This window comes from Romboutsia timonensis (assembly GCF_900106845.1).
Lineage (GTDB): Bacteria > Bacillota > Clostridia > Peptostreptococcales > Peptostreptococcaceae > Romboutsia > Romboutsia timonensis.
The window spans coordinates 1,044,916-1,057,880 of sequence record NZ_LT629850.1 but is presented as its reverse complement, the minus strand read 5'-3'; the positions used below and the strand labels follow the sequence as shown (position 1 = coordinate 1,057,880).

At 26.0% G+C, this 12,965-nt stretch carries 15 protein-coding genes; all 15 read right to left on the bottom strand.

The window, feature by feature from the left end; genetic code table 11:
• Positions 1 to 26: 26 nt before the first annotated feature.
• On the bottom strand, positions 27 to 422 hold the full coding sequence (locus BN7997_RS07570) for an RDD family protein (protein WP_071120219.1): 396 nt from the start codon (positions 420 to 422) through the stop codon (positions 27 to 29).
• A complete protein-coding gene (locus tag BN7997_RS07565) occupies positions 412 to 1,860 on the bottom strand; it encodes a glycoside hydrolase family 32 protein (RefSeq protein WP_071120218.1) in 1,449 nt (482 codons plus the stop codon). The genes BN7997_RS07570 and BN7997_RS07565 overlap by 11 nt, the downstream gene beginning before the upstream one ends.
• An 80-nt stretch (positions 1,861 to 1,940) precedes the next feature.
• A complete protein-coding gene (locus BN7997_RS07560) occupies positions 1,941 to 3,350 on the bottom strand; it encodes a PTS transporter subunit EIIC (RefSeq protein ID WP_071120217.1) in 1,410 nt (469 codons plus the stop codon).
• A 155-nt stretch (positions 3,351 to 3,505) separates the two neighbouring features.
• Complete coding sequence (locus BN7997_RS07555; RefSeq protein WP_071120216.1) at positions 3,506 to 4,489, bottom strand: LacI family DNA-binding transcriptional regulator; 984 nt, start codon at positions 4,487 to 4,489, stop codon at positions 3,506 to 3,508.
• Between the two features lie 69 nt (positions 4,490 to 4,558).
• Entirely contained in the window at positions 4,559 to 5,116 is a 558-nt protein-coding gene (locus BN7997_RS07550; protein WP_071120215.1) for an NUDIX hydrolase, read from the bottom strand.
• 306 nt (positions 5,117 to 5,422) lie between these two features.
• Positions 5,423 to 6,700, bottom strand: a complete 1,278-nt coding sequence (locus tag BN7997_RS07545) for a methionine gamma-lyase family protein (RefSeq protein WP_071120214.1) — start codon at positions 6,698 to 6,700, stop codon at positions 5,423 to 5,425.
• Positions 6,701 to 6,789: 89 nt separating this feature from the next.
• On the bottom strand, positions 6,790 to 7,455 hold the full coding sequence (locus tag BN7997_RS07540) for a B3/B4 domain-containing protein (RefSeq protein ID WP_071120213.1): 666 nt from the start codon (positions 7,453 to 7,455) through the stop codon (positions 6,790 to 6,792).
• A 216-nt stretch (positions 7,456 to 7,671) separates the two neighbouring features.
• Positions 7,672 to 8,550, bottom strand: a complete 879-nt coding sequence (locus BN7997_RS07535) for an ion channel (protein WP_071120212.1) — start codon at positions 8,548 to 8,550, stop codon at positions 7,672 to 7,674.
• Positions 8,551 to 8,630: 80 nt separating this feature from the next.
• On the bottom strand, positions 8,631 to 8,789 hold the full coding sequence (locus BN7997_RS15410) for an ABC transporter ATP-binding protein (RefSeq protein ID WP_143023190.1): 159 nt from the start codon (positions 8,787 to 8,789) through the stop codon (positions 8,631 to 8,633).
• A gap of 121 nt (positions 8,790 to 8,910) precedes the next feature.
• The gene (locus BN7997_RS07530; RefSeq protein WP_071120211.1) at positions 8,911 to 9,093 is read right to left on the bottom strand and encodes a hypothetical protein; all 183 of its coding nucleotides are present in this window, start codon (positions 9,091 to 9,093) and stop codon (positions 8,911 to 8,913) included.
• 544 nt (positions 9,094 to 9,637) lie between these two features.
• Entirely contained in the window at positions 9,638 to 9,796 is a 159-nt protein-coding gene (locus BN7997_RS15405) for an ABC transporter ATP-binding protein (RefSeq protein ID WP_143023190.1), read from the bottom strand.
• Positions 9,797 to 9,917: 121 nt separating this feature from the next.
• Positions 9,918 to 10,100, bottom strand: coding sequence for a hypothetical protein (locus BN7997_RS07525; RefSeq protein ID WP_071120211.1), 183 nt, complete (start codon positions 10,098 to 10,100; stop codon positions 9,918 to 9,920).
• Positions 10,101 to 10,767: 667 nt separating this feature from the next.
• On the bottom strand, positions 10,768 to 11,130 hold the full coding sequence (locus tag BN7997_RS07520) for a C-GCAxxG-C-C family (seleno)protein (RefSeq protein WP_071120210.1): 363 nt from the start codon (positions 11,128 to 11,130) through the stop codon (positions 10,768 to 10,770).
• Between the two features lie 130 nt (positions 11,131 to 11,260).
• Positions 11,261 to 11,725: a hypothetical protein gene (locus tag BN7997_RS07515; protein WP_071120209.1), complete on the bottom strand. Its 465-nt coding sequence runs from the start codon at positions 11,723 to 11,725 to the stop codon at positions 11,261 to 11,263.
• 132 nt (positions 11,726 to 11,857) lie between these two features.
• On the bottom strand, positions 11,858 to 12,832 hold the full coding sequence (locus BN7997_RS07510; protein WP_071119190.1) for an IS30 family transposase: 975 nt from the start codon (positions 12,830 to 12,832) through the stop codon (positions 11,858 to 11,860).
• Positions 12,833 to 12,965: the final 133 nt, after the last annotated feature.

Sequence of the window (12,965 nt, the reverse complement as noted above, 5' to 3'; positions counted from 1 at the left end):
CCTATATTACAATATTTATTTCATTATTATACATTTATTACTTTTGTTCTTGCAATTATATCATGTAAGGCCTTACCATCTTCTCTCTTGCCCATAACATAATTTGAAACTAATACTAAAATAATACCGATAAAAGGTATAGTATAAATTACTTTACATAATTCTCTTACAATAATATGTACTAAACTTGGATTGTTATAATTATCTGTAACTATCTTCATTCCCATCATATATTTACCAAAATGATATCCTTTAAATATAACTGGTACTAGTATTAAATATATTGTAAATATTAAACTCCCAATGCTTAAGGCAAATGTAGAGTCTTTTCCTATATTTATAAAAATCCCTACTATCAATGCATAAATACCGACATTATCTATTAATAATGCCAATATTCTTGATGATATTTTAGTTTTCAATTTTATAGGCCTCCATTTCATAAATACAAATGCTACCTTTTAAATTTTCTCCACTAAGCTTTATTCCTACATTATCTTTAGTTGGATAGAATCTAGTAGTAAATACTTCTTCTCCATTATTAATAAATATTTCAAGAGATGATGTATCACACAGTACTCTAAAGTTGTTTAATTTATCTAAGCTAACACTTCTGTTAGTTCTTCCATAACCTCCCTGTGTAAAAGATAATGTAAATAATTGTTTTTCTCTATCATAACTTAAATTTACACAATTTTTTATAATACTTTCAAGTTTATCACATTTTTCTAAATTAACAATCATATCAAATGTATCGTATGCATCTTCATTTATATTTGAATTTATTTCAATATATTTTTTATCTTTTCTTAACTTATTAATTTCCTCTACTGGATTTTGTATTAACTTATTATTTTTAATTTTAAGTTCTCTTGGTATAGTTAATGCATGCTGCCAACCATAATCTGTAGTTGGATTAGAATATAAATCCTCTATATCTGGAAGTCCCATCCATCCTATTAATATTCTTCTTCCTTTTGAATCTTCAAATGTTTGAGGGGCATAAAAGTCAAATCCTCTATCTAATTCTTCAAAATCCCTTAATTTATAATTATTAGTTTTATAATCTCCATCTATTATGTAGTATCCACTTTGATAAATATTATTATATTTTATACCTTCAGCATCTATTCCCTGTGGAGATATTAATAATATATTTTTTCCGTCTACATTAAATAAATCTGGACATTCCCACATATAACCAAACTTACTTTCACTTTTTATAATATTGATTACATTCCAGTTTATCATATCATCGCTTTCAAATAATAATACTTGACCTATATCATCTTTATCTCTAGCGCCTTGTACCATATAAAATTTATTATTTTCCATCCAAACTTTTGGGTCTCTAACATGACAAGTCATATTTTCTGGATAATCATCATTAGTCATTATTAATTTTTTATTTGTAAAAGTTTTTCCATCTTCACTTACTAAAAGAACTGTATTATGTCCTCTTCCAGATGAAATATAATCATGTTCTCCTACGTGCTTTACATTTCCAGTATAAAATATATTCATTTTTCCATTATGTACTATAGTTGAACCTGAATACGCTCCATGACAATCAAAAGGTTGGTCTGCAAATATTTCTGTACCATTATTTTTATAATTAATAAAATCTTTGCTAGTATAATGTCCCCAAAGCTTTATGCCTCCATTTGCATCAAATGGAGAGTACTGATAAAAGATATGATATTCACCATTAAATTCACAAAGTCCATTTGGATCATTTAACCATCCAACTGGTGGCATTAAGTGAAACTTTAATCTCCAGTAGTCTTTATTAACTCTTTCTTTTTCATTTTTTTCTATAAAGTTTACTAATTTTTTTAAATCTCTATTTAAAGCGTTCATTATTTCCTCCAATCATTATCTATAGCGATATTTTATATATATAATAAGGTGACAATATAATTTGCCACCTTATTGTAAAATTATTTAGATTCATCCCATCCCAATAATAATGTTGTAAAGAATGCAACCCCTAACGCTATTGCAAACATTATTATATAATTAATAGGTGAATGTAAATGTAATAGTATTCCAAATATTCCTGTAACTCCTGTTCCTGTAGCTCCAAGTCCAACTATTGACGCATATAATCCTCCTGCTGCTCCACCTAAAGCTGCCCCTATAAAAGGTTTTATATATCTTAAGTTTATTCCAAATATTGCTGGCTCTGTTATACCCAACATTGCACTTAATGCTGCTGGGAATGCTAATGATTTTAATTTTTTATTTTTAGTTTTTACACCTACTGCAAGTGTTGCACCACCTTGTGCTATATTTGCAGCTGATGCTATTGGCAACCAATATGTATATCCATAATTGGCAATTTGACCCATATCTATTATCGAATACATATGATGAATACCTGTAACAACTGTAGTTGCATATATTCCACCAATTATAAACCCACCTATCCCAAATGGTAATTGAACTATTTGTTGAACTCCAGTCAATAAAGAATTTTCTAAGAAAACAAATACTGGTCCAACTAATGTAAGAGTTAAATATCCAGTTATAAATACTGTAACTAATGGTGTTACGAATAAATCAATCATTTCTGGAACTATCTTATGAAGTTTATTTTCTATAAAGCTCATTATATAAACTGCTATTACTATTGGTATTATATGACCTTGATAAGCAACCATAGGAATCTCGTATAGTCCAAACCATACCGATTGATTTCTAAGAACACCTTCACTAGCTACAGTCCATGCATTTTGTAAATCTGGGTGTAACATAATCATAGCTATAACTGCACCTAAGAATTGATTTCCACCAAATACCTTTGCACTACTAAATCCAATAAGTATCGGTAAGAATATGTATGCTGCATTACTAAACATAGTTAAAAATACATACCATGATGCACTTGTATCTATTGCTAAATAACCATTATTTACACAGAAATTTATAGATTCCGTAAGTCCCATCATAAGACCTCCAGCTACTATTGCTGGTATAATAGGAACAAAAACATCACCTAAAGTCTTTATTATCTTTTTAAACTTATTATCATTTGCACTAGCTGCTTGTTTCAATTCTTCTTTTGATACTTCACCTTGACCAGTAAGTTGTGCAAATTCTTCATATACTTTATTTACTACACCTGTACCAAATATTATTTGAAGCTGTCCAGATGCAAAGAAAACTCCCTTTACCCCATCAATATTTTCTATAGCTTCTTTATTTACTTTTTCATTAGATTTAATTACTAATCTAAGTCTTGTTGCGCAATGAGCTGCTGATACTATATTTTCACTTGTACCAATTTCATTTATTATTTGTTGTGCTATTTCTTTATAATTTGATTTTTCTACTTTATTATTACCCATGTATATTCCTCCTTCCTAAATTATGTAATCGATTACACATTTTGCACATAATATGTAATCGATTACATATATATTAATTTAAGTATATATTATTTTTTTATTATAAGCAAGCATTTTCCTTATATTTTATAAATATATAAAGAGAGAAAATATACTTATCGTATACTTTCTCTCTTTATATATTTATATCCTAATTTTATTTTATCTATATCTTTATTATCATATTTCATTTTATTTATAATAATTTTAGCAGCTTCTATACCACTGGTCTTATAATAATAATGTACAGTACTCAATTTAGGTGTTACAACTTTAGATACTTTTGAATCTCCTATAGAAACTATCGAAACATCCTCTGGTATTTTTATTCCTTGTGACTTTAGATATTCCATTGCTCCTATAGCTATATTATCTGTTACACAAAATATTCCATCAATATTTTTATTTTTAGAGATTAAATCCTTACAACTTTCATATCCTGACTCTGAAGAAAAATCTCCAATTCTTATATACTCATTATTAAGGTTAATTTTATTATTTTTTAATGCATCAATATATCCTTGTTTTCTTTCTTTTCCAACAGCTATATCTTCTTCTCCTACACCTATAAATCCTATTTGACTACACTTACTTTTGATTAATTCATCTACCACAAAATAAGCTGCATCATAATCATCATGATATACACAAGAATAGTTTTCTATATTTTGTCCAATAATAACTATTGGAATTTTTAAATTTTCAATTATTTCTAAATGTCTATTACTAATTGTCTTAGCTAAAAATATTATTCCATCTACTTCATTATTTTTAAATATATTTAAATAATCTATTTCTTTTTCTATATCTAAATCTGTATTTCCTAAAAGTACATTATATCCATCTTTTTTTAATTCTGTACTAATACCATCTACAATTCTACTAATTGTAGATGAACTTATTTTAGGTAATATAACTCCTATTAAATTTGTTTTTTTTGTTCTTAATGTCTGTGCAAAAGATGATGGTACATAACCAGTTTCATCAATTATCTTCTGTATTTTTTTTCTATTTTTTTCGCTAACATATCCATTATTTAAATATCTAGATATTGTTGTTCTAGATACACCTGCTAACTCTGCTATTTTATTTATATTCATATATATTTATCATCCTAATATCAATTTATATATATATTGATTCATATTATATAACTACTGAGAAATTATTTAATACATTTTACTTTTATCTATTAATTTTTTATAAACATTTTTCATATACTCTTCATTAGTTAAGTCTAATACCTTATCTATATCAACCCACTTAACACCACTATTTTCATCTTCTTTAACAACTAACTCTTCATTTTCATCTGCTTCTAAAATATATGCTACTGATAAATGAAGATGACTTGCTACATACTTTCCTCTTTTTATATGAGCATTTACTGGTAGTATATCAATTGAGCATATATCATTTGTTATAGGTCTAGCTTCTTTTATACCTGTTTCTTCTTTAGCTTCCTTTATAGATACTTTAATTAAATCACTATCACCATCAGCATGTCCACCAGTCCATCCCCATGAGTTATATATATTATGATGTATCATTAAAACCTTAGTTCTTAACTTATTTACTATAAATCCAGAACTTGTTATATGTGCTATTTCATTATCTCTAACTAAAACATCATCATTTTTGTTTATAAAGTCTAATATAATTTCTTTATCTTTTTTCTCTTGTTCATCAACAGGATTATATTTTTCTATTTGTTTTATCCATTCCATATTTTGCCCCCTACATATTAAGGGACTATAACTTTTAAACTTTTAGTCATAATCCCTAATTTATTTAAATATTAAAGTTTTACACTTTAGTTTACATAATTTTATTCTTGTTAATATATTTGAATCTTAATTATTAACTCTATATTGCTTAATATATTATTTAGTATAATTATATTAAAGCTTGTACAATCTTATTCTATATTTTATAAAAAATTCGCTTCTCTTGAGCGACGTGTCGGCGAAACACTTCATGTCGCCAACGATATATCCTTGCTACCGCTACGGATACATCCATTGCTCAAAAAATTATTTTGACTTTTTCATATACTCTATAGCTTTTAATGTTCCCATCTTAGAATGGTCAAAAGTAAGTCCACCTTGGAAGTATACATTATATGGTGGCTTTATAGGAGCATCTGCACTAAGCTCTATAGAAGAACCTTGAACAAAAGCACCTGCAGCCATTATAACTTCACTGTCATATCCAGGCATTGCCCAAGGAACTGGCTTAACGTATGAATCAACAGGAGCTGCAGCTTGAGCACCTTGACAGAATGCTATAACTTCTTCAGCATTTTTAAGTCTTACTATTTGTATTATATCACTTCTTACATCATCGTATTTTGGAAGTACTTCATATCCCATTTTTTCAAACATTCTAGCACAGTATATTGCACCCATTAAAGCTTGAGAAACTACATATGGAGCCATAAAGAATCCTTGTAATACATTTCTAGTTGTACCAAATGTTAAACCACATTCTTTACCTATACCTGGAGTTGTAAGTCTATATGATATAAGTTCTACTAAATCAGCTCTACCAGCTACATATCCTCCAGTTAAAGCAAGTCCACCACCTGGATTTTTGATAAGTGATCCAGCCATTATATCAACACCAACTTCTGTTGGCTCTTTAGTCTCTATAAATTCTCCATAACAGTTATCAACCATAACTATAACATCTTCTTTAACAGATTTTGCTACATCTACTATTTCTTTTATATCAGCTATTGTAAGAGACTTTCTCCAAGAATATCCCTTAGACCTTTGTATAAATACCATTTTAGTTTTATCATTTATCTTTTCTTTGATTCCTTCTAAATCAACATCTCCATTTTCTAAGAAATCAACTTGATTATATATAACACCAAATTCTTTTAAAGATCCTTTTTCTTCTCTTATTCCTATAACACCTTCTAATGTATCATATGGTTTACCTGTAACTGATAATATTTCATCACCTGGTCTTAATATCCCTTGTAAGCAAAGTGTAAGTGCATGAGTTCCATTAACTATTATAGGTCTAACTAATGCATCTTCAGCTCCAAATACATTTGCATATATTTCTTCTACTTTTTCACGACCTATATCATTATAACCATATCCTGTTGTCCAGTTAAAATGGTTATCACTTAAATTAGCTTCTTGCATAGCTTTTAATACTTTATATTGATTATATTCTCTTATTTCTTTTATTTCATCAAATTTGTGTTTTATATCATTCATTACTTCTTCAGATAATTTAAATGTTTCGTCATCTAAACCGTAAAATCCTTTTAATAATTCTTTAGTTTCTTGTAACATAATATCCACCTGTCTTTTTAATTTTATCCTTAAAATTCTATCATAGTATGTATTTATAGTCAATTTCTAGAGAATTAACTATAATTTACTTATTTACATTTTGTTATTTTAGTATCTATAATGGTTGCATATGCAAATCTTTCTAATAATTTTTTTGAATATTCTATGTATCTTTCTAGATTTTCATCTTCTTCAAAAGCTATTATATTCATTAATATATGAGTTGTATCATTTGTTATCATTGCTTTTATAGAATCTGATGTAGTGCTACCAAATTTACCATCTTCATCTTCAAATACAGGTAAGTTTTCTAAGTTTATACTACCTCTTCCTATTCCATCATACCTTTCATTTTCTTCACCTACTGTAAAAGTTATACTTCCTTTTACTTTATCTAAGTCGTAAGTCCCTACTGAATAACAAGTATGTAGTGATATTAGATTATTTATATCTACTATATTATTAACTATATATAAGTCATTTCCTTTAACTACTCTTTTGACTAATGATTCTGATGATAATCTATATCTACTTGGATCTTTACCTAATTTTTTATAAGCATTTCTTGATGATAATATATTCTTTAACTTTATTACTTCATCAAATTTTATATTTTCTTTTATTTCTTCACATTTTTTATTTATTAATTCTAATAGTTCTTTATCTGATTCTTTTGTTTTCACTTTAGCTTCTATTGAGGCTATATGTACATTTACTTTATCACTTAATTTTTTATCTATGTTTATATTTATCATATTAATTCTCCATCTATACGTTTTAATATAACTTAAAAGTTAATACCTTTTTATAAAATGATTTTAATACCTTTTATTTTATCACTATTTTTTATACCTTTAAATAGGTGACTATTCTTTATTTTTATACATTTATTAAATAAAAAATAAATAGGGTATGTATACCATATGCATATCCTATTTATTTTTTTAATAATTACATATAAAATTTTATAATCATTGCTCACTTTTATAAGATAATATAGAAGATACAAATATAGTAAGACATATAAAGCTTGTAAGTGAAATTACCATACTCATAAATTTTGCTACTGGCGATATTGGACATATGTCACCATATCCTATAGTAGAAAATGTAATTATAGTATAATAAAATAAATCATAATATGTAGGATTGTTTGTATACACTCCTATATCACCACTATTTATAAAGCACACTCCTAAATATAAACTAAAAATAACCATAATTAGCAAAATTATAGCTACTATACTTACATCAGTAAATTTTATTTTTGAACCATTTTCAATTTCTACTTCTATAATTTCTGGACTCCTAATTACCCTTATTAATACTTTTAAATTTAAAATATAACTTATACCTGCTCCAACTAAACCAATCTTGTAAATTTCACTAAACTTATTTGGAAATAATACTAAAATCGTCATATACGTACTAATTATAAAATAACTTATCAATAAATCTGTCTTTGTATTTTTATCTTCTATTTTATATAAATATTTATAAATCTTTTTACTAGAATATGATATGTATCCTACTATAAAATATAAAATTATAAATATTATTAAATAAGTAGATATTTTCACAGCTACTATGTAATTATCACTTACGTATTTATAGACTTCTTCAAATAAACGTCTCACTATAGCAAATACTACAAATACTTGTGAAATAATAAAAATTATTAGTTGCCATATTTTAAACTCTGATTTTTTTCCTTTAAAAAAATCAATATATTGTTTGTTTATATTATAAATTAATGATTTTAGTTTTTTTAATATTTCTAAATTTACTCTTTTGTAAGAAATCATAATTATAGAAAATATGGTAATTGCTAAAGTTAAAATATTTATCATATAATCACCCAAATTTCTTTTTTCTTATGTTTCCCATTTATTAATAACAATATAAGTACATCAGTATCAGTAGTCCATTGCTAACTCTTTCCTACTATCTTGCAAATTGACCATATATCAGTAATTTGTACTTTTGTAAGTACTTGAAGCCCCATTGAAACTAATATTTGAAGTTCTGTTATATCATTAGTAGAACGTGTTATCAAACTTGAAGTTGAGAATTTATTTATCTCTGCCATTGAAAAGTCTTCTAATTATTAAAGTTTATAAAGGTTCTACTTTTACAATATTTCTTCCTCATAATAAAAGTGTAGATAATTTATAGTTATCTACACTTTTTAATTTAAGATATTTTATATTTTAAAATGCACCCTTAACTTTTGGTGTTCTTTTTCTCTTTACCATATCATCATCTATATTTAAATTTTCCTTATTTTCTTCTTTCTTTCTTTTTTTCTTTAAAAACTCTATAACCTCAGCTAATAATGCAAAGTTCTCACCAGTTGAAATAACCTCATTTATGTTATCAGTTGTTTCACCCATGCTAATCTACCTCTCTTATTTGATATTTACTAATCTCTATTAATATGTGTTAAAAAGTATCACATATAAAAAATTCGCTTCGCTCATGTCGCCAACAACTTCGTCCGTTGCTCAAAATCTTTTTTACGCTCAAAACCAGTCGATTGATATTACTTACATTCAGAAGTTATCCACATTTTTTAAGTATTATAATATCCTTAAGCGTAAAAAATATATGTAATATTTTTACAATAATATTATATATTAAAAAGATTAACTAAATGTGAATTTTAAATGAATTTATGGTAAATTTTTATATTAAATTATATATTAAAAAGATTATTTCTTTATTTAAATTCTTGTTAAAGTATTTTTCTATACATACCTACTAGTATTTTCTTTTTATTTATATTTTTATTTTTGTTTTTATTTTTCTTTTTCCCCATACCCTTACTAAANATTGCTAAAGTTAAAATATTTATCATATAATCACCCAAATTTCTTTTTTCTTATGTTTCCCATTTATTAATAACAATATAAGTACATCAGTATCAGTAGTCCATTGCTAACTCTTTCCTACTATCTTGCAAATTGACCATATATCAGTAATTTGTACTTTTGTAAGTACTTGAAGCCCCATTGAAACTAATATTTGAAGTTCTGTTATATCATTAGTAGAACGTGTTATCAAACTTGAAGTTGAGAATTTATTTATCTCTGCCATTGAAAAGTCTTCTAATTATTAAAGTTTATAAAGGTTCTACTTTTACAATATTTCTTCCTCATAATAAAAGTGTAGATAATTTATAGTTATCTACACTTTTTAATTTAAGATATTTTATATTTTAAAATGCACCCTTAACTTTTGGTGTTCTTTTTCTCTTTACCATATCATCATCTATATTTAAATTTTCCTTATTTTCTTCTTTCTTTCTTTTTTTCTTTAAAAACTCTATAACCTCAGCTAATAATGCAAAGTTCTCACCAGTTGAAATAACCTCATTTATGTTATCAGTTGTTTCACCCATGCTAATCTACCTCTCTTATTTGATATTTACTAATCTCTATTAATATGTGTTAAAAAGTATCACATATAAAAAATTCGCTTCGCTCATGTCGCCAACAACTTCGTCCGTTGCTCAAAATCTTTTTTACGCTCAAAACCAGTCGATTGATATTACTTACATTCAGAAGTTATCCACATTTTTTAAGTATTATAATATCCTTAAGCGTAAAAAATATATGTAATATTTTTACAATAATATTATATATTAAAAAGATTAACTAAATGTGAATTTTAAATGAATTTATGGTAAATTTTTATATTAAATTATATATTAAAAAGATTATTTCTTTATTTAAATTCTTGTTAAAGTATTTTTCTATACATACCTACTAGTATTTTCTTTTTATTTATATTTTTATTTTTGTTTTTATTTTTCTTTTTCCCCATACCCTTACTAAAATTTATTTACTATTTTAGCATGGGTATAGATACACTATCTATAGTGGTATTTATTTTCTACAATAAATGTTAAATAACTTATTTATCTATAATTAATTTAAGAATGTTACTAATAAAAATAGCTTTTCTGAAAATTATTAATACCCAAAATACCCCGTCGTATTTCACGACGGGGAGTAATAACTTTATAGTACACATCATAATTTTACTATAATTTATTTAATTTGTTTTTATTTATCTAATACTTCCTTTAATGCCTCATATGAAAAATCAATTATCTCTGCACAACTTACTTTATTTCTTTTAAGGTCTGCACATATTTCAGAATTAAATTTTCCTCTTACTCTGCTCATTAATTCTCTAGCATAACCTCTAGCTTCATTTGTTTGACCATTATTTTCTCTTCCTTTTATATATCCTACTATCATAGCTGCCGCATTTACAGCTCCACATAAACTTCCCACTGTCATTCCAGTACCCATTGCACTCCCAAGTGATACTGGTATATCTGTGTTATGTTCTTCGTTATATGATTTTATTAGTGCTTCTGCACAATTATATCCTTGACTATGGTAAACTGATGGTTTTGTCATTTTAACATCCTCTCTTCAATCTATATTTTATCATTATAATACAATCATTATATACTTTATTCTGTAACTATATCACATAAACTAAAGTTGTCATATATGCAAAATTATATTGTATTTTTAAATATTTTTATCATTTTATTATTAAGCTAGAATGATAAGTTTTTATTATATTTAAAATGATTTCTTCATTAAGATTATCTATAAATACAGTACTATATTCAACATCTACTTTTTCATCTAACAAAATTGAATATAGCTCTATAGGCTTTATTAATTTAATATCTTTTATATAATCTAATAATTGTTTCGCTCTTTTATTATCCAAACTACATGATACTTGATATATAAATTCTTTATCTGTATAAAAACGTACATCATCTAAAATATTTTCTTCCTTACGTACACAAAGATTATACATATCATCTTCACTTTCAAAATATAGTATTTCGCTATTTGGATCTAACTCATCCCAAGAACAAAAACACGGTGGCTTTATTCCTTTTAATTTTGCTTCTATAGGTGTTATTATTTGTTCATTTGTTAAATCTACTTCAGGTATTTCAAAATCTGAAGCTATAAATATGTATTTACTCATTAAACTCTCCCTATTATATTCTTATATGAAATTTTCTTTTTTCATATTCTAATACTTATAACCTACATCTCAATTATACTATTTTTATATCCTGAATTGTCAATTTAAATCAGACAAATTACTTATGAATCACTAAGCAAATGTAAGTAAGCTTTCAAATCCAGTTGCTTCTTTTATAACCTCATTTGGTGTTTTATAGTCTAGTGATTTTCTAGGTATAGAATTCCATTTATACGCAATCATATTTAATTCTTCTTGAGAATATGCAGATAAATCTGTAGACTTAGGTAAATCTTTTCTAACTATTCCATTTGAATTCTCATTTAGCCCTCTTTGACCTGGTGATCCAGGGTCTCCAAAGTAGATTTCAATATTAACTGAACTATCTTTTTCTATGTCTGACCATTTTGAAAACTCTTTACCTCTATCAAATGTAATAGTAGATATACACGACTTATGTAAAGATGATAGCCATTTGCAAATTGCTTCTTTAACATCCTCACTCTTTCTACTTGCTTTAAGTAATACAATATATTTTGAATACTTTTCTACTAAAGTAACTATAGCTGATTTTCTAGCTTTTCCTACAATAGTATCTCCCTCAAAATGGCCATATTCTATACTAGTTTTAGCATTAGGATACTTTTCATCTCTTTCATGAATTGTTTTACATGTATTAATTTTACCTCTTGTTTCGTTATGACCCTTCGGGTTATTTTTACCCTTACGTCTCAACTTATTTATATCTATTACACCTTGTTTTGCTAATTTGTATAATGTTTTTGTTGATATTTTTTCATCTTTTCCATCTATTTTATCTCTTCCTGCGATAGCATCTAAAGACCAATCATTTTCTAGCTTATTATTGATATCATCTAATTTTTCTTTGCTTAATACAATGGGCTTTCTTCCACATCTAGATTTATTTATTAGGTATTGATTATATATTTCTTGAACAGTAAGTCCTTGCATAAATAGCTTGTAATATCTGTAAACTTTATCTTTTCCAATTTTCATTCTTTGAGCGCAAGCTCTTGCTTTCACGCCTAAATAGTAATTTGCTTCTAGATTTGTTAGCTGATTTATGTTAATATGATTAAAAGACATTTTTGGTACTCCTTTTGTTGATTTTAGTAGGTTAACTAAGTATATCATAAGTGTCTTTTTTTGTTTATATATTTGTCTGATTTAATTATACAATTCAGGATATAATAAATATATTTATATAACTAAGTTTAAC